General features: G+C 61.3%; 19 protein-coding genes. 9 read left to right on the forward strand and 10 right to left on the reverse strand.

Features of this window, described 5'->3' with window-relative positions:
• Window positions 1-16 precede the first annotated feature (16 nt).
• Together RB548_RS03260 and rnhA are read left to right on the forward strand one after the other, a co-directional pair.
• Window positions 17-997, forward strand: coding sequence for a homoserine kinase (locus RB548_RS03260; RefSeq protein WP_331373620.1), 981 nt, complete (start codon window positions 17-19; stop codon window positions 995-997).
• The gene (rnhA, locus tag RB548_RS03265; RefSeq protein ID WP_331373621.1) at window positions 994-1455 is read left to right on the forward strand and encodes a ribonuclease HI; all 462 of its coding nucleotides are present in this window, start codon (window positions 994-996) and stop codon (window positions 1453-1455) included. The genes RB548_RS03260 and rnhA overlap by 4 nt, the downstream gene beginning before the upstream one ends.
• A gap of 48 nt (window positions 1456-1503) precedes the next feature.
• On the opposite strand, the gene RB548_RS03270 is transcribed toward rnhA, so the two are convergent.
• Together RB548_RS03270 and RB548_RS03275 are read right to left on the reverse strand one after the other, a co-directional pair.
• A complete protein-coding gene (locus tag RB548_RS03270; protein ID WP_331373622.1) occupies window positions 1504-1989 on the reverse strand; it encodes a peroxiredoxin in 486 nt (161 codons plus the stop codon).
• Window positions 1990-2164: 175 nt separating this feature from the next.
• Entirely contained in the window at window positions 2165-3013 is an 849-nt protein-coding gene (locus RB548_RS03275; RefSeq protein WP_331373623.1) for a protein-disulfide reductase DsbD domain-containing protein, read from the reverse strand.
• Window positions 3014-3177: 164 nt separating this feature from the next.
• On the opposite strand from RB548_RS03275, the gene RB548_RS03280 reads away from it, so the two are divergent.
• Entirely contained in the window at window positions 3178-3783 is a 606-nt protein-coding gene (locus RB548_RS03280) for a YqgE/AlgH family protein (RefSeq protein ID WP_331373624.1), read from the forward strand.
• A gap of 34 nt (window positions 3784-3817) precedes the next feature.
• On the opposite strand, the gene RB548_RS03285 is transcribed toward RB548_RS03280, so the two are convergent.
• The 4 genes from RB548_RS03285 to thrC all read right to left on the reverse strand — a co-directional run bounded on the left by RB548_RS03285 (window position 3818) and on the right by thrC (window position 10316).
• Window positions 3818-6730: an EAL domain-containing protein gene (locus RB548_RS03285; protein WP_331373625.1), complete on the reverse strand. Its 2913-nt coding sequence runs from the start codon at window positions 6728-6730 to the stop codon at window positions 3818-3820.
• Entirely contained in the window at window positions 6730-7341 is a 612-nt protein-coding gene (locus RB548_RS03290) for a GNAT family N-acetyltransferase (RefSeq protein ID WP_331373626.1), read from the reverse strand. The genes RB548_RS03285 and RB548_RS03290 overlap by 1 nt, the downstream gene beginning before the upstream one ends.
• 257 nt (window positions 7342-7598) lie before the next feature.
• On the reverse strand, window positions 7599-8900 hold the full coding sequence (locus RB548_RS03295; protein ID WP_331373627.1) for a M16 family metallopeptidase: 1302 nt from the start codon (window positions 8898-8900) through the stop codon (window positions 7599-7601).
• 15 nt (window positions 8901-8915) lie between these two features.
• Window positions 8916-10316, reverse strand: a complete 1401-nt coding sequence (thrC, locus tag RB548_RS03300) for a threonine synthase (protein WP_331373628.1) — start codon at window positions 10314-10316, stop codon at window positions 8916-8918.
• A 480-nt stretch (window positions 10317-10796) separates the two neighbouring features.
• On the opposite strand from thrC, the gene RB548_RS03305 reads away from it, so the two are divergent.
• Complete coding sequence (locus RB548_RS03305; RefSeq protein ID WP_331373629.1) at window positions 10797-11342, forward strand: hypothetical protein; 546 nt, start codon at window positions 10797-10799, stop codon at window positions 11340-11342.
• An 83-nt stretch (window positions 11343-11425) separates the two neighbouring features.
• On the opposite strand, the gene RB548_RS03310 is transcribed toward RB548_RS03305, so the two are convergent.
• Window positions 11426-12532, reverse strand: a complete 1107-nt coding sequence (locus RB548_RS03310; RefSeq protein WP_331373630.1) for an ABC transporter substrate-binding protein — start codon at window positions 12530-12532, stop codon at window positions 11426-11428.
• Window positions 12533-12747: 215 nt separating this feature from the next.
• Window positions 12748-13443, reverse strand: a complete 696-nt coding sequence (locus RB548_RS03315; RefSeq protein WP_331373631.1) for an HAD family hydrolase — start codon at window positions 13441-13443, stop codon at window positions 12748-12750.
• A gap of 179 nt (window positions 13444-13622) precedes the next feature.
• Here RB548_RS03315 and RB548_RS03320 point away from each other — a divergent pair, with 179 nt between their 5' ends.
• The 3 genes from RB548_RS03320 (at window position 13623) to RB548_RS03330 (ending at window position 15635) form a co-directional block, all read left to right on the forward strand.
• Window positions 13623-14291, forward strand: coding sequence for a GntR family transcriptional regulator (locus RB548_RS03320; RefSeq protein WP_331374871.1), 669 nt, complete (start codon window positions 13623-13625; stop codon window positions 14289-14291).
• Between the two features lie 316 nt (window positions 14292-14607).
• The gene (locus RB548_RS03325; protein WP_331373632.1) at window positions 14608-15195 is read left to right on the forward strand and encodes a biotin transporter BioY; all 588 of its coding nucleotides are present in this window, start codon (window positions 14608-14610) and stop codon (window positions 15193-15195) included.
• Window positions 15192-15635 (forward strand): DUF1284 domain-containing protein, encoded by a 444-nt coding sequence (locus tag RB548_RS03330; RefSeq protein ID WP_331373633.1) that lies wholly within the window; start codon window positions 15192-15194, stop codon window positions 15633-15635. The genes RB548_RS03325 and RB548_RS03330 overlap by 4 nt, the downstream gene beginning before the upstream one ends.
• A gap of 88 nt (window positions 15636-15723) precedes the next feature.
• On the opposite strand, the gene RB548_RS03335 is transcribed toward RB548_RS03330, so the two are convergent.
• Window positions 15724-16404, reverse strand: coding sequence for an ArsR/SmtB family transcription factor (locus RB548_RS03335; RefSeq protein WP_331373634.1), 681 nt, complete (start codon window positions 16402-16404; stop codon window positions 15724-15726).
• A 72-nt stretch (window positions 16405-16476) separates the two neighbouring features.
• Between RB548_RS03335 and RB548_RS03340 the strand changes: the two genes are divergently transcribed.
• The gene (locus RB548_RS03340) at window positions 16477-16797 is read left to right on the forward strand and encodes an NIPSNAP family protein (RefSeq protein ID WP_331373635.1); all 321 of its coding nucleotides are present in this window, start codon (window positions 16477-16479) and stop codon (window positions 16795-16797) included.
• Between the two features lie 4 nt (window positions 16798-16801).
• Window positions 16802-17161, forward strand: a complete 360-nt coding sequence (locus tag RB548_RS03345; RefSeq protein ID WP_331373636.1) for an antibiotic biosynthesis monooxygenase family protein — start codon at window positions 16802-16804, stop codon at window positions 17159-17161.
• Window positions 17162-17176: 15 nt separating this feature from the next.
• Here the strand turns inward: RB548_RS03345 and RB548_RS03350 are convergent, their stop codons facing one another.
• A complete protein-coding gene (locus tag RB548_RS03350; RefSeq protein ID WP_331373637.1) occupies window positions 17177-17653 on the reverse strand; it encodes a hypothetical protein in 477 nt (158 codons plus the stop codon).
• Window positions 17654-17682 lie beyond the last annotated feature (29 nt).

Raw genomic sequence — 17682 nt, forward strand, 5'->3', positions numbered from 1 at the left:
CTGAAAGTGGCGAACCTTGGCAGTTTATACCGACATCACGGAAGACGATCTGATCCGTTTTCTGGCAGCCTATGACGTGGGTGCCCTGACTTCCTACAAGGGCATTGCGGAAGGAGTCGAAAACTCGAACTTCCTTCTCCACACGACCAAGGGCTCCTATATCCTCACGCTTTACGAGAAGCGTGTGAATGCGGACGATCTGCCGTTCTTCCTGGGCCTGATGCACCATCTGGCCGAAAGGGGACTGTCCTGCCCGCTGCCGCTGCCGCGCGCGGACGGCGAGCTTCTGGGAGAGCTATCCGGCCGTCCGGCCGCCGTGATCTCCTTTCTTGAAGGCATGTGGTTGAGAAAGCCCGAGGCGCAGCATTGCCGCGAGGTCGGCCGCGCGCTCGCGGCCATGCATGTCGCCGGCCAGGATTTTCCCTTGAAGCGTCCCAACGCCCTCTCGGTTGGTGGCTGGCGTCCGCTCTGGGAGAACTCGGAGACCCGTGCCGATGAGGTGCAGGCCGGCTTGAAGGATGAGATCGCTGCGGAGCTGAGCTATCTGGAGGCGCGCTGGCCGAAGAACCTGCCGGAGGGTGTCATTCATGCGGATCTCTTCCCGGACAATGTCTTCTTCCTTGGCGATCGCCTATCCGGCCTCATCGATTTCTATTTCGCCTGCAACGATTTCCTCGCCTATGACGTCGCGGTCTGCCTGAATTCCTGGTGCTTCGAGAAGAACGGCTCCTACAACATCACCAAGGGCATGGCGCTGCTGTCGGGCTACCAGAGCGTGAGGAGGCTGACGGCGGAAGAAGTGGCGGCCCTGCCGTTGCTCGCGCGGGGATCGGCCCTGCGTTTCTTCCTGACGCGCCTCTACGACTGGCTGATGACGCCACCCGGTGCGCTCGTGGTGAAGAAGGACCCGCTCGAATATCTCACCAAGATCCGCTTCCATCGCGCCATCCTGTCGAGCGCCGAATACGGCCTCACGCGCCAAGAGGCATCGGCATGAAGCACGTCGACATATTTACCGACGGCGCATGCTCTGGAAATCCCGGCCCGGGTGGCTGGGGTGCAGTGCTTCGTTATGGCGACGTCGAGAAGGAAATGTCCGGTGGAGAGGCCGAGACCACCAACAATCGGATGGAGTTGCTTGCAGCGATCTCGGCGCTGAACGCGCTGAAGCAGGCCTGCGACGTCGATCTTCACACCGACAGCAAATACGTCATGGACGGCATCTCAAAATGGATCCACGGCTGGAAGCGTAACGGCTGGAAGACCGGAGATAAGAAGCCGGTGAAGAACGGTGAACTTTGGCGGGCGCTGGATGAAGCAAGAGGCCGCCACAAGGTGACCTGGCACTGGGTCAAGGGTCATGCCGGACACCCCGAGAACGAGCGTGCGGATGAACTCGCGCGCAAGGGGATGGAGCCATTCAAGAAAAACCGCCGCCCTGATATCGCCGTATAAGAAACGGGCACATCCGGCCCGTTTCAAATGACCCGAAATGTCAGCTTTTCAAAGCTGTTCCAGCATGGCGGCGGCGCCCGAAACGGTCGCCTGGCCAGGGCTCTCCTCGACATTCAGCGCCTTGACCACTCCGTCCTCGACCAGCATGGAATAGCGCTTGGAGCGGATGCCGAGCGTGCCGGCCGAAAGATCGATGTCCATGCCAAGCGCCTTCGTGAAAGCGGCGTTCCAGTCCGACAGGAAATGGATCTTGCCCATGCCGCCGGACGAAGTCGCCCAGGCGCCCATGACGTGCAGGTCGTTGACAGCGACAACGGCAATGTCGTCAATGCCGCGGGCCAGGATCGCGTCGCGATTTTCGAGATAGCCGGGGAGGTGATTGAGCGAACAGGTCGGCGTGAAGGCACCCGGCACGGCAAACAGAACGACGCGCTTGCCTTTGAAAAGCTCGTCTGTCGTCACCTCAACCGGGCCGTCGGCAGTCTTTTCCTTGAAGGTTGCGGTGGGCAGCTTGTCTCCGACGGAAATAGTCACGGTAGTCTCCCTGATTTGTGCGAGTTCGGTGCGCTACTGCATGTTTCCTTAAATCGTAGCCGATTCAAGGATAAAAACATGCAGCAACTCAAAGTGCTACAGCGTCCTTTGCGCGTCTGATAAGACGCGCGGCGCTGTAGGCGCTACCGAACGCGTGAGGGACTATAGGTCGCCATCAATCAAAGGCAAGGGTCGTTTCCATGCTGCGGCTGCCGGCGCGGACCGTGAGCGCAATCGGCCTTCCTCTGATGTTCTTGTCCTTGCCGGAGAACCTTACCGGAATATCTGCCGTGCGCTGAATACCCGTTTCTGCTCCGAAAGAGGGCTTGCCGAAGCTCATGCCGGAGGGACTGACGAAAAAGAGATCCGGCTCACCTGCCTTTGCTTCCGGAGGCAATTGAAGACGGAGCCGGATCGCTCCTGCCGCTTCATCGAACCTTGCTGCCGTAACCCTGAAATCGGTCGACGGGGCTTGCGGCAGCGCCGCCACGGCGTCGGCGATGCGTGCTTCGTCGAGCGGATTGTCGAACCCGCCTTTCTTCAGGACGAGGTTCAGTTCGCCTTGGACCGGGATGCAGATGTCCTCGCAGATGCCCAGGAAGACGGAAGCGCGGATGGCGAGGTCGCCATCGTCACGCGTCCTCTTCAGCGCCAGCGGGAAAGTGACGGGAGTGTCGTACCCGACATAGCGCGCCGGTCCTTGACCGAACGTCTTCGGTGCAGGGAAGTCGATGCCCTCGAGAGCAACGCCGGAGGAGGGATCGATGGTAACCTGTGGCGGTATTCCGCTCGCCCCCGGATCGCGCCAGTAGGTCTTCCAGCCGGGTTTGAGCTTGACCTCGAGAATAGCCGGTATGGTGCCATCCGCTTCGGGCTGTGCGGCAACGAGACGGATGGCGCCGCCGTCCGAAGTCACCCATTCGCTGGCGGCGGCATGCGCTTTGGCAGGAAGAAAAAATAAGAGCAGAAGACTTGCCGCAGCGACGCGTTGGGCCATCTTCTCTACCGTGGGGCGCTTGGTCATGGGCTAGCATTACCGTTCTTCGACCCGTGCCGCCAGTCGCTCCGGCCTATGCCGGCGATCATATTCGCTTGATCGACACGCGTGAGCGTCGTGCGTGCAAATTTTAGCAACCGCCACGTAGAGGCGCTTTTCATTTCGTGGCGAATTGGTAGGCTATGTCCATTATGGCGACAACGGTGCTGCACAAGACACGCGAACGTGGTTTCCTTGACGGTCAATTCCTGATCGCCATGCCGAGCATGTTCGATTCCAATTTTGCCCGCACCGTCATTTTCGTCTGCGCCCATTCCGAGGACGGCGCGATGGGCTTCGTCCTCAACCGGCCCCAGCGGCTGACCTTCCCGGATGTCCTCCTGCATCTGCAGATCCTTGACGAGGAGGAGGCGATCCGCCTGCCCGCAACGACAAGGGATTTCCAAATACAGGCAGGCGGTCCTGTTGAGACCGGCCGCGGCTTCGTGCTGCATTCCGACGACTATTTGAGCGACTCCAGCATTCCCGTCAGCGACGACATCTGCCTGACGGCGACACTCGATATCGTCAGGGCCATTTCGCGCGGCGAGGGACCACTGAAGGCGACGATGCTGCTTGGTTATGCAGGATGGGGGCCCGGTCAACTCGAAAACGAGATCGCCCAGAACGGCTGGCTGACGTGCCCTGCGCGCGAGGAGCTCATATTCGACCGCGCCTTGGACGAGAAATATGACCGGGCGCTTGAGCTGATGGGCGTCAGTTCCGCCATGCTGTCAACGGACGCCGGCCACGCCTGACCCTCTTCGGGCAAACTCAGGCTGCGTCGCTCGGCTACGCCCTCTTCATCAGTGGAAACCGTTCCTTCAGCAGGCGCAGGATCGATTCCGATCCGACCGGCGGACCGAAGAGGAAACTCTGGCCGTAGTCGCAGCCCATCTGCGCGAGTTGGATCGCGTCTTCTTCGGATTCGATGCCTTCGGCGACCACCTGCATATCGAGTTCGCGGGCCATCGTAATCACGGAGCGCAAAAGGATACCGCGCTTGTCGCTCGGGTCGCGGACCAGCGCCTTGTCGATCTTGATCGTGTCGAAGGGGAAACGCGTCAGGTAGGAGAGCGACGAGTGGCCCGTGCCGAAATCGTCGAGCGCCAGCCGCAGACCCGCCTCCTTGAGCTTTTCGAGGACGAGCCGCGCCTGTTCCGGGTTTTCCATCACCAGCGATTCCGTCAGCTCCATCTTGACCTTGGCCGGATCGCAGCGGTTCTTGTTGAGAACCGCCCGGATGTCGTCATAGAGCTCGTTGTTCAGAAGCTGTGCGCTCGAAAGATTGATCGCTACGAAGATCGGCAGGTCGCCCGTCTGTATCTGCCAATCGGTGAGATCGCTGGTCGCCTTGTCGAAGGCGAACATGCCGAGCTGATTTATCAGATCGGAATTTTCGGCGATCGGGATGAACTCCGTCGGCGATATATTGCCGCGCTTCGGATGATCCCAGCGCATCAGCGCCTCGAAGCCGGCGATTTCGGCGTCGTTGAGCCGGACGATCGGCTGGTAGACCAGCGAAAGTTCCTTGCGCTCGATCGCTCGCTTCAGGTCCGCCTCGAGTTGCAGGCGGTCCGAGCCGGATGTTCTGAAGGCTGGGCGGAACGGTTCGACGCGGTTGCCGCCTGCCTTCTTCGCGCGGAACATCGCCAGTCCCGCGTCGTCGAGAAGGCCGGCTGCGCTCTGCTCCTGGTCGAGCCAGGAAACGAGGCCGATCGAGGCAGTGAGATTGATCTCGCGATTGCCGTAGTTGAGCGGAACCATGATCGCCTTGCTGACCGCATCGGCGAAGTCAGCGATCTTCGCCGGATCGCGCTCGGAGAGAAGGATCAGGCCGAACTGGTCGCCGCCGAGGCGTGCCAGAGTGTCCTGCGGGCGCAGCAGACGGCGCAGACGGCGCGTCAACGCGATGAGAATATTGTCGCCGGCCGCGATGCCGAGCAAATCGTTGACCTGCTTGTAGCGATCGATGTCGATCGCAAGAACGGTCGGCCGCACCGAGCCGGAGCCGTCGGCCATCAGCAGGATTGCTTGCAAGCGGTCGAGAAACACCTGCCTGTTCGGAAGGCCGGTCAGATTGTCGTGGAGCGCGTTGTGCAACAGCCGCTCGACCGAATTGCGCTGTTCGGTGATGTCCACGATGGTCCCGACACAACGGATGATCTCGCCGTTTGCGCCGAGCACCGGGCGCGCGCGGATCGACAGCCAATGATAGTGGCCGTCTTCGGCGCGTACACGAAATTCGTGGTTCAGCCGGCCGCGCCTGTGCTCCAGGAGCACGTCGAGCGTTGCGCGGAAGCGATCGCGGTCGTCCGGGTGCAGGCGCGGCACCCAGTTCCGGACGGGGCCGTTCATCGTTCCGAGCGAAAGACCGAGCTGGTGCGAAATGTCGGGGATGGTCACGACGCGGTCGCGCGCCACGTCCCAGTCCCAAACGGTGTCGCCCGATCCGGTAAGCGCGAGCGACTGCCGCTCCAGATCGGAGAAAAGACCCTGCTGATAGGCGCCGCCCGCGAAGGCATGCTGCATCACCGTGAAGCCGATCAGCAGCACGATCAGCACGAGGCCGCCGCCGAGCGCCGGCTGAACGATATCGTTGGCAAGCTGGCCGGTAACCGCGAGCCAAGCGCCGAAAAGCCAGACGAGGATCAATAGCCAGGCCGGAACGAGAAGGATGGCGCGGTCGTAGCGGTTGAAGCCGAGATAGGCGATCAGCACGATGCCAGCGGTTGCCGTCAGCGCGAAGGAGAGGCGGGCGATACCCGAGGCGATCGCCGGGTCATAGACGGCGACACCGAAGAGCAGCGCCAGGCCGAGAATCCAGGCGAGCGTCGCATAGCCGAGATGCTGGTGCCAGCGATTGAGGTTGAGATAGGTGAACAGGAAAACGACCAGGCCGGCCGCCAGGAAGACCTCTGTGCCCGCTCGCCATATTCGCTCGTCGCCGGCGGTGACGCTGATCAGCTTCGACAGGAAACCGAAATCGACGCAGACATAGGCGAGCACCGCCCAGGCCAGCGCAGCCGTCGCCGGCAGCATCGAGGTTCCCTTGACGACGAAGAGGATGGTCAGGAATACGGCCAGAAGACCGGCGATCCCGAGCACGATGCCACGGTAGAGCGTGAACGCATTGACCGTGTCCTTGTAGGCATCCGGCTGCCAAAGATAGATCTGCGGCAGATCCGGCGTGGCAAGTTCGGCGACGAAGGTGATGACGGCCCCCGGATTGAGCGTTATGCGGAAGACGTCGGCCTCGTCACTCGGCTGCCGATCGAGGGCAAAACCTTCGCTCGGCGTGATCGACAGGATGCGCTGCGAACCGAGGTCCGGCCAGAAGAGCTTGGAGTTGACGAGCCGGAAATGTGGCGCGACGATCACGCGTTCCAGCTGTTCTTCCGAGACATTGGCGAGCGCGAAGACCGCCCAGTCGCCCTGGTGATTCTCGGTGCTCGATCGCACCTCGATGCGACGCACGATACCGTCGGTGCCGGGCGCCGTCGAAACCTGGAACGCCTCGCCCCTTCCACTATAGATCTCGGTCGTGGCCGTCAGATCGAGTGCCGTATCCTCGCGCGAGATCTTCACCGGTTCGAGCGCATGCGCGACGCCGCCGGTAAAACCAATGGCGTAGACGACGAATGCGACCAGAAACGCCACCAGCTTTGCGGCTGGCCGCGCGAACGGCTTAGCGGTTAGGGGCATCAAAGGGGCATATTCCTGTTCGGTACGGCGTCTGCGGCCAGGAGGGAAAACATCAGATGATCCCGCCACTGCCCGTTTATCTTCAAGTACTGTCTCAAATAGCCTTCACGCTCAAAGCCGGCCTTTTCAAGGAGCCGTATGCTCCGCGCATTCTCTGGAATACAGGCTGCTTCGATACGGTGCAACTCAAGGACCGAAAAGATGTAGGGGATCGTCAGCTTCAGCGCCTCGTACATGTGGCCCTGACCCGCATATTTCTGCCCCATCCAATAGCCGATCATGCAGTTCTGGGCAGCACCCCGCCGGATATGTCCGATCGTGAGGCCGCCGAGCAGTCTTTCGTCCGGCTTGTGGAAAAGGAACAGGGGGACAGCCTGGCCGGAGGCATATTCCTGCTCGTTGCGGATGACGCGGCTGCGAAAGGCGCCCTCGGTCATTTCGTCGGCACGCCAGCTGGGCTCCCATGGCTCCAGAAAGGCGCGGCTCTCGCTGCGCAACTGATACCACTGGCGATAGTCGGCGTAGCGAGGAAGGCGGAGCAGATAGTTCCGGTTGGCGATCTCGATCGACTCGGGCTGCCGCGACAGAAACCGAAAAACCGATCGTGCCATATATACCTCCGGGCCAGGATCGCGGCGGGGCCGAACTGAAAACCGTCTGTATTTTCCTCGTCCGTCCCAGCCAATTATGCGCAACGGGCGCGTGTGCCTCCCGTCCACGGCGCTGCCGATCAAACCTTCCGGTAGCGCCGCCGCGCTCTGAAGCGTTGCACAACTTCGCGCTCGAATCGAATCCGATTTTCAGGAGTTGTACAAGAAAAACACTACGGTTTCGCCGGGTTAAGCCGTTGCGCGGCGGCCAGATCCGGTCAGATCGCCACGGCAGGCGTCTCGGCGGTCTTGGCGCTGAGCGACGACAGGATGTCGCCTATGGGAGCTAGATGTTCAAGCGGGCCGATCGCCGACAGCGTCGGGACCGTATCGAAGAACAAGCGGCCAGCGAGATCGGTCAAGCGCTCTATCGTGATGCCGGATAGCCGTTCCATCAATTCCTCATTGGGAATGGGGCGGCCGTAGAGCATCATCTGGCGGGCGATCTGTCCGGCGCGCGCCGCAGGGCTTTCCTGTCCCATGAGCAACTGTGCGCGGATCTGCGCACGGGCGCGCTCGATCTCCTGTTGGTCGATGTTCATCGATGATTTGCGCAGTTCGTCGACGATCACCGGCATCAGTTCCGGCAGGTTCTCCCCGCCGGTGGCTGCGTGGACGCCGAAAATGCCGGTGTCGGAGAAGCCCCAGTGAAAGGCATAGACAGAATAACAGAGGCCCCGGTGCTCGCGCACTTCCTGGAACAGGCGCGAAGACATGCCGCCGCCGAGAATGTTGGCAAGGATCTGTGAACAGTAGAAGTCGCGGGCATGATAGGCTTTCCCCTCGAAGCCGAGCAGGACTTGCGCATCCATAAGGTCGCGGCTTTCACGGCTGTCGCCGCCGGTGTAGCGCGCGGTGTCGAGAACGGGAGAGGAATGCGGCAGACGCGGCAGGGCGGAAAAGCGCGTTTCGACCTCGCGTACGAAGGCGTCGTGTTCGACCGCGCCGGCTGCCACGACGAAGATCCGGTCGGTCGTGTAGTTGCGGCCGAGGTAATGGCGAATTTGGTCGGCCGAAAACGACATGACGGTGTCCGGCGTCCCGAGGATCGGGCGGCCGACCGTCTGGTTGCGGTAGGCCGTCTCGGCGAAGCGGTCGAAGACGACGTCGTCCGGTGTGTCGTCCGCGGCACCGATTTCCTGCAGGATGACGTGTTTCTCGCGCCTGAGTTCCTCGTCGTCGAAGGTCGATTCCGTCAGGATGTCGGCGAGTATGTCGACCGCCAGCGGCACATGATCCTTAAGAACGCGGGCGTAGTAGGAGGTCGTTTCGGTGGACGTGGCGGCGTTGAGCTCGCCGCCGACATTCTCGATCTCCTCGGCGATCTGGCGAGCGCTGCGCCGCCGGGTCCCCTTGAAAGCCATGTGCTCCAGCAGGTGCGCTATGCCGTGTTCATCCACGGTTTCGTTGCGCGAACCGGACTTGATCCAGACGCCGAGCGCCACGCTTTCGAGATGCGGCATCCGCTCGGTCACCACCGTCAGCCCGGAAGGGAGCTGGGTGCACTTAACTTTCATCATACGTTTCTTCTCGTCCTACTCCCGAACGCGGGTACGCTCGCCGATGAAGGTTTCGACGTTTTTAAGCTCCGGATCCAGGATATCGAAACGCTCCACCCTATTCATGAGATCAGCAAGCCACGTTGGAAGCGCGGGGTCAATACCACTTGCCGATTTTACTGCGCCGGGGAATTTCGCCGGATGGGCCGTCGCGAGCGTCACCATCGGCGCGGAGGATTTCTCGTGTTTGGCCGCCACGAACACGCCGATTGCTGTATGCGGATCAAGGAGATAGCCGCGTTCCTTAAAGATCTTGCCGATCGTCTTCGCCACCTCTTTTTCCGAGGCGCGGGCCGCGCGGAACTCCTTGCGGATTTTTTTCAAGGCAGCGTCGTCGATCGCGAAGGAGCCCGATTGCTTGAGGCCTGCCATTGTCGCACGCACCTTGGCCGGGTCACGATCGTAAGCCTCGAACAACAGTCTTTCGAAGTTGGAGGAGATCTGGATGTCCATCGAGGGCGATGTCGTTGCCTTGACCTCGCGCATTTCGTATCGGCCGGTCTTCAGCGTGCGTGCGAGGATGTCGTTCTCGTTGGTCGCGATGATCAGCTTGTCGATCGGCAAGCCCATGCGCTTGGCCACGTAGCCTGCGAAGATGTCGCCGAAATTGCCGGTCGGGACGGTGAAGGAAATCTTCCGATCGGGGCCACCGAGCGAGATCGCGGCCGTGAAATAATAGACGATCTGGGCCATGATGCGGGCCCAGTTGATCGAGTTGACGCCCGAGAGCTTGACGCCGTCGCGGAAGCTCTCGTCGTTGAACATCGCTTTGACCAGGTTTTGGCAATCGTCGAAATTGCCCTTGATGGCAATCGCATGAACGTTCGCGGCCGCCGAGGTCGTCATCTGCCTTTGCTGTACGGGCGAGACCTTGCCGTGCGGGAAGAGAATGAAGATGTCCGTGCGTTCCCTGCCGGCAAAAGCGTCGATTGCCGCGCCACCGGTATCCCCGGACGTCGCGCCGACGATGGTCGCCCGTTCGCCACGCTCCGCAAGCACATAATCCATCAGGCGGGCGAGCAATTGCATGGCCACGTCCTTGAAGGCCAGCGTCGAGCCGTGGAAGAGCTCCAGCACGAAGGAATTCGCTCCGGCCTGGACGAGCGGCACGACCGCCGGATGCCGGAAGGTAGCATAGGCCTCGTCGATCATCTCGCGAAATTTTGCGGCCGGGATTTCGCCGTTGGTGAAGGGCTCGAGCACGGAAAAGGCGATTTCCTGATAGGACTTGCCGCGCAGCGCCCGTATTTCCTTCTTCGAGAGCGTCGGCCATTCCTTCGGCAAATAGAGCCCGCCGTCGCGGGCGAGCCCTGCGAGGAGGGCGTCGCAAAAACCGAGGGGCGCCGCTTCTCCCCGTGTCGAGATATACTTCATCATTCTTACCCTTCGTCCTGTCCGCGCTTGCGGCCCTATATGAGGCCGCAGAGCCCGGCCGCCTTTTTGCGTCAATCCCCGGAAAAACACCCCGTCAATCTTGTCACCATGGCAATTCCGGCTGGCCACGCTCCCCCGGATTTTTCTGCATGGGACGGCTGACTGGATCGATTTTTCAAAACGCCGCTGCTATAGACGATGCCAGTGGGCCATGAAAGGCCCGACCGAACGTTTTCGGTCGACAGCGCCGCGCGTCTTAATCACACGCGGAATTGGACGCTGTAGCACTTTGAATTGCTGCATGTTTCCTTGAATCGGCTACGATTTAAGGAAACATGCAGCAGGGCGCGATGGGCAGGGGCAGGCAGTTCTCCGCTCCGTCTCGCTCTAACCTATTGGAATCGATCACGATGATTTTGGATTGATCCAGTCCAAACTCATCGTGATCTGGTGTTTAACCGGGTTCAGCAGAGGTTGTGTAACGTGTTTGGCAAAGTATCCCGCCGTGTTCTCGCCGTATCGCTTCTTGCGGCGCTCGCCGGCTGCAACAAGACGCAAACGGGCGGCGCCATCGAATCTGGCGGCAGTGCGAGCGCCGCGACGCCAGCGGTAATACAGGCGGCCTGCCCTCAGGTTACGCTTCGGGACGGGACTTCCAGCTTCCGCACCTATGCGAAGGGCGCGAAGGACGATCCGACCAAGGTCGTCTATCAGGCGTCACTTGCCGACACGACGCGCCAATGCGTGCAGAGTGAAGATGCGCTCAAGGTCACGGTGGTGGTGCAGGGACGTGTCGCCGCAGGCCCCGCTGGAGGACCCGGCAAAGTGACCCTGCCGATCCGCGTTGCCGCGACGGACGGCGAAAAGACGCTCTACTCCGAACTCACCCAATTCCCCGTCGAGATTCCGCAGGGCAGCGCCTCGACGCAGTTCGTTTTCACCAAGGCTGATGTCACGATCCCCGCTGGTGCCGGCGCCGAAGCCAAGGTTTTCGTCGGCTTCGACGAGGGACCGTACCGGACGCAGTGAGACGAGCGGACAGGCTATCCCACAGTACGTAACAAAAAACGCCGGGGCATGCCCCGGCGTTCTTCTTTATCCGTTCGCAGTGCTTATTCGGCCGGGACGCTCTTGCCGGCTTCCCATTTGTAGAGCGAGAAGCTCGGCGAGGTGAGGTCACCGGCTTCGCCGTAGGTCAGCTTGCCGATTACCGTATCGATTTCCTCGCCGGACTTGATCGCCGTCGCAACGGCAGTGGGGTCCTCGGCGGAGCCCGCTTTTTCGATGCCCGCCTTGAGCACCTGCACGGCGGCATAGGCATTGAGCGTGAAGGCTTCGGCCGGAATGTTCTTGGCCTTGAGAGCCTCGATCACCGGAGCCGCTGCGGGATTACGGGTCGCGTCGCTGGCATTGGTATAGGTCGTGCCCGCTGCAGCGTCGCCGCCGATTGCCCAGAACTCGGTGTTGGAGAGGCCGTCGCCGCCGATGAGCTGCGCCTTGACGCCCTGGTCGTGCATCTGGCGCACGAGCAGGCCGCCTTCGGCATGGTAGCCGCCGAAATAGACGACATCCACATTCTCGGCCTTGAGGCGCGTGACGATGGCGCCGAAGTCCTTTTCGCCGGGAGTCAGGCCCTCGTAGACGACTTCAGTGATACCGCCCGCGTTGATCGCAGCCTTGAACCCGTCGGCAAGGCCCTTGCCGTAGGCGGCCTTGTCGTGCAGCACGGCGACGCGCTTGTCCTTGAAGTTCTTGACGACATAGTCGGCGGCGACGACCGCCTGCTGGTCATCGCGCCCGCAGGTGCGCAGCACGTTCCACAGCCCGCGGGTCGTGAGGTCCGGCGTGGTCGCCGTCGGCGTGACCATCAGGATCCCGTTTTCCGCGAGCACGTCGGACGCCGGCATCGAGGTGCCGGAGGTTACCGGGCCGACGACATAGCGCAGACCTTCGCCGGCAAGCTGGTTGGCAACGGACACGGCTTGCTTGGGCTCACCGGCGTCATCGACGATCTTGATGACGATCTTTTCGCCATTGATGCCGCCGGCATTGTTGATGGCCTCGACCGCCGCTTCGGCGCCGTTCTTGACCTGCTCGCCGAAGGCGGCGACCGGGCCGGTGAGCGGAGTGATCACGCCAATCGTGATATCGGCATGGGCAAGCGGTGCGAATGCGACACCGGCCGCCAACGTCAAACCGGTTAATATCGAAAGACGCATAATGTCTCCTCCTTGGAAATAACGCTTATGGACTGCTTGATATAGCCCTTGGGCGCAGCGCGATAGCCATGATTTATGAAGGAGGTCATGCGCAATCAATGCGGCATGGCGTCCTCGCGCGCAAAATCAACGCGCGCCCATTGCAACCCACGGGATTTTCCGTCCCGGCAGCAGCCGGGCGAAACAGATTTGGCATGATCACACTGACCCGACCGTCAGGCCGTCATGGACTCCGACCACTCGGCAAGCGCGGCGATTACGCCGGGCAGGACCGCCATGCGGGAAATCACGGTCTCCGCGCCAGCTTCCGTCAATTTGTCCGCGTGCGAGGCATAGGTATGGGCGCCGCCGGTGAAGCCGACGACGCGCATCCCTGCGGCCCGCGCGCCATGAATACCATGCACCGAGTCCTCGATGACGAGGACGCGCGACGGATCGACGCCGAACTGGGCGGCGCCGTGCAGGAAGATGTCCGGCTTCGGCTTGACGCGATCGGGGCCGAGATCACGTGCGGAATAGATGTGCTTGCCGAAATGGTCCTTGATTCCGACCTTTCCGAGCATGATGGCAAGGCGCTCGGAGGTGGAGTTGGAGCAGACGCAATGCGGCAGCGTCAGCTGCATCAGCGCCGGCTTGACGCCTTCGATGATCTTGACATCGCGCGCGAGCCGCTTGTCGAGAATGGCGTCGACCTTGTCGATCAGCGATGCCGACAGCGGAATGCTCGCCTCCTTCTCGATTGCCAGCAGCGTGTTGTGCCACGTCATGCCGGCAAAACGCTCGGCCATTTCTTCGACGCTGATCGGATAACCCGCTTCCGTCAGCAATCCGGCCTCGACTTCCGAGGCGATGATTTCCGAGTCGACTAGCACGCCGTCGCAGTCGAAGATGATGAGATCGATACCGGTCATGTGGGGGTCAGTTCCTTGGGAGAAAAAGCGCCAGCGGCAGGGGAGGAGTCTGGATCGCGGCGAAAGCGACAGTCGGGCGAGCTTTATACGATGGCGGTCCAAAGCTCAACCTTTGGAAATCGCCGGACACACATCCGAGCTTTCTCGACAGCGTCGGGATGCACCTCTATCTGTATCGCATGAACAAGGAACGCGACGACACGCTTGCGAGCCGCATCAGCCGCGTGCTTGCCGAAAGGATCATTTCCGGAGTGCTGCCGCCGGGCGAGCGGCTGCGGCAGGATCACGTCGCCGAGGAGTTCGGCGCCAGTCACGTTCCCGTTCGCGAGGCCTTTCGCCGGCTGGAGGCGCAGGGGCTCGCCGTGAGCGCGCCGCGCCGCGGCGTACGTGTCGCCGCTTTCGACCTCAAGGAGGTGCGCGAAGTTGCCGAAATGCGGGCCGCCCTCGAGGTCCTGGCTCTGCGCCACGCCGTGCCCCACTTGACGCCGGCGATCCTCGACAGGGCCGAGGCGGCGACGGCTGCGGCCGACAGTTCCCGGGATGTGCGCTCCTGGGAGGCCGCGAACCGTGCTTTTCACCGGATCATTCTCGAGCCCTGCGGTATGCCGCGCCTGCTCGCGGCGATCGACGATCTTCATGCGGCAAGCGCCAGGTTTCTCTTCTCAGCCTGGCGTTCAAGCTGGGAGGCGCGTACCGATCACGATCACCGGGCGATCCTGGCGGCGCTCCGTCAGGGGAAGGGTGAGGAGGCGGCGGTCATTCTCGAGCGCCATGTCGGATGGATCGGTAAGACTCCGGTAAAGACAGCCGCAGGCGAAGTTCGCGACGCATTTTCGATCGTCGGCTAGAGCGCCGTGCGTTCAAGTGAACGCACAAAGGACGCTCTAGCACTTTGATTCTAGAGCATCTTATCCGCTTTCAGTGGTTCCACTTGAAAGCGGGATGCTTTAGTGCACGCCTGACCGGGCTGTGATGTTTCGAATTATCTATAATTTCAACGCGAGGGCTGAAGGCGCTGCGCGCTGCACCGGGGTCGCCGCGCGCCTGTGCGGCCGTGCTTGTCGCCGCCTTTCTTATTGATTTCAGTTTTGCTTATCGGTATTGGAAAATTATAGATAGTTTAGAAAATTATCTATAATAGCAAATCCTAGTCTAGGAGAACCCATGTCCGAACTCGTTTCTGCGCCCGTCTTCGATCCGCTGCGTCTTGGTAGCAGGACATGGCCGCTCAAGGCCCTGTTCGTGCTGGCAGGCACCGGCTTCCTTGCACTTTCCTCGCAGATCAGCGTACCGATGGTGCCGGTGCCGATCACCATGCAGACCTTCGCAGTCACCATGATCGGCGTCATTTACGGCTGGCGGTTGGGTGCCGTCACGATCCTCGCTTGGTTGACGGAGGCCATCGTCGGACTGCCGGTGCTCGCAAACGGTGCGGGCGGCATCGCGCATTTCGCTGGTCCGACCGCCGGCTACCTCGTCTCGTTTCCGCTGATCGGCGGCCTTGCCGGTTGGCTGGCTGCACGAGGCTGGACGGGCGATCGGGTGGTGTGGAGCTTTCTCGCGCACCTTTCCGCCAATATCCTCTGCCTTGTTATCGGTGCGGCGTGGCTTGCGACGCTGGTCGGGTTCGAGAAGGCGGTGATGTTGGGTGCGGTCCCGTTCCTGCTCGGTGCCGTCCTGAAATCGGCGCTCGCAGCCGCGGTTCTTAAGGCAATGCAGCACTCTGTTCGCAAGCCGGCGGACCTGCTTTGACGGTCCGTCTGCGCGGGCATCATCTTCTGTGCCTGCTGACTTTCGTGGGCGAGGGCTATACGCCCTCGTTCACCCGCAACTACCATGTCGTTGCCGGTCGCCTTTCCGCCGGCGAGCCGATCGAGATTGTAGAAGGGCCGGACGATATCTGTGCGCCGATGCTGGGTCTGGCCGAGGTCCATTGCCACAACGAGAACATCGGCTGTCGCGACAGCCGGGCTTTGGCTGCGGCAGCCGATCTGCTTGGCCTTCCGCTTGGCCCGGGCTCCGTTCTCATTCTCGACGACCGGCGCCTTCAGGATCTGCGCGGCGCCTTTGCGCTTGGCTCTGTCCGCGCCGCCTGCGATGACTGCGAATGGTCGGCCCTCTGCACGCGCGTCGCGCGCGAAGGCTTTGCCGGCGCGGTCGTTCGAGGAGCGCCTACTATCCTTAAATCCTAGTCGATTTAAGGATAAAAACATGCAGCAATTCAAAATGCTACAGCGTCCTTTGCGCGTCTGATTAGACGCGCGGCGCTGTAGAGCGTCCCTATTGCGGGAAGAGCTCTGAGAAGGCTTTTTCGCCGGCATCGGTAAAGCGAATGGCGCGGCTGTTCTGCTCGCGCCTCGCCCACCCCTTATCGATGAAGAGGGTCAAGAGTGCCTCACCGAGAGAGCCGGCAAGATGCGAGCGACGCTCGCTCCAGTCGAGGCAGGTCCTGCAGATCGGTCGACGGGACTTCTTGAGCGCGGCATAATCGATGCCCAAGGCCTCGACCCGGACTCGACCGGCATCGGTCAGCGCCAGATCATCGCCGGTCATTTCGATTTGGCGCGCGGCGACCAGACTGTCGAGCATGCGCACACCATAGTCGCCGGCGAGGTGATTGTAGCAGACACGCGCCTTTCTGAGTGCCGGATCCTTCGGTCCCGGTCGATGACGCGTCAATCCGCGACTCGCTGCAAAGCCCATGATGCTTTCGAGCATCAGCCCGACCTCATCCTCGCTCAATGCATAATAGCGGTGGCGGCCCTGCTTGCGCTGCGTGAGCAACCCGCCGGCCTCCAGCTTGGCAAGATGCGAGCTTGCCGTCTGCAGCGTGATCCCGGCGTGCGTAGCAAGCTCGGTTGCCGTCAATGCCCGACCGCCCATCAACGCGGTCAGCATGTTGGCGCGCGCGGGATCGCCGATGAGCGAGCCGATCAGGGCAATGTCCGGACCTTCCTTCATACTTCGATCATAATCGAAGCATCCACGCAGGACAAGTCGGCATAGTTGTCGTTAACCAGGAAGGAGACGACCATGATCACCTGCTTCATCCGCTACGAGATCGACGCTTTCCGCAAGGACGAATTCGCGACCTATGCCCGCAATTGGGGCGAAGCCATTCCCCGCTGCGGTGCCGACCTCATCGGTTATTATGGCCCACACGAAGGGTCGGCCACGACTGCCTACGGCGTCTATAACATCGAAAGCCTTGCCGCCTACGAGGCTTACCGCGCCAGGCTTGCCGCCGATCCGCTTGGCCGCGAGAATTACGAGTTCGCCAGGCGTGAACGCTTCATTCTTAAGGAGGACCGCATCTTCCTGAAGAACGTCTCACTGGCGCACAGAAAGGAGTGACGCAATGATCGCCGTGATTTTCGAAGTCATGCCGGCCGAAGGCAGGCGCGACACCTATCTCGGCCTTGCCGCCGATTTGCGTCCGTTTCTGGAAGAGATCGACGGCTTCGTTTCGATCGAGCGCTTCCAGAGCCTTGCCGATCCGAACAAGCTGTTGTCGCTTTCCTTTTGGCGAGACGAGGCGGCGGTGAAGGTGTGGCGCAACGGTGCCGAACATCGCGCCGCACAGGAGGCAGGACGGGGTGGAGTCTTTGCCGACTATCGGCTGAGGATCGCGGCAGTCGTCCGGGACTACGGCCTCAACGACCGCGATCAGGCGCCGCCGGACAGCCGCCAGTGGCATGAGGGCGCGGGCGCTGCCTAGCTATGATGACCTGACTTAGTCATCGTCCGCATAAAAATGTATCTCCATGAGTCGTGGCTCATCATCGCCTCGAAAAAACAGCAGTTCGGATTTCGTTCCGAGAACAATTCTGCTGGCAACCTCGCCGGCATCCTCTTGAGGGGGTTCTTCGTAGACTACCAGCAGAGAATCCAAAAGCGCTTTAGCGGTCGACAGCGGGATGCCCGGCTGAAAAGCGCCGAGATCGACGTCAATTCCGTCCACCAGGCGTATGGGCGATTTCTTTGGTTGCGGCTCGCCATTGCGGGCATGCCAAAGCTCGAGCCACACCCTCTCTACTTCGACCCGATTGTCGCGTGTTCGCAAGGAAATCTCAAAGTCGGCGTATCCCAATTGGCAGATGAATTCGTCTTCGATGCCAAAATCCCACCTATCGGGAACTCCGAGGAACTCCCCCAATTTCTCCAGCCTTGATCCCGGGGCGAGGGGGGTCTCGCGCGCACCGAGCAGCATGGATGTGACCGACGCCTCATCACTTTCTT

It is taken from the genome of Sinorhizobium chiapasense, from assembly GCF_036488675.1.
GTDB classification, from domain to species: Bacteria; Pseudomonadota; Alphaproteobacteria; order Rhizobiales; family Rhizobiaceae; genus Sinorhizobium; species Sinorhizobium chiapasense.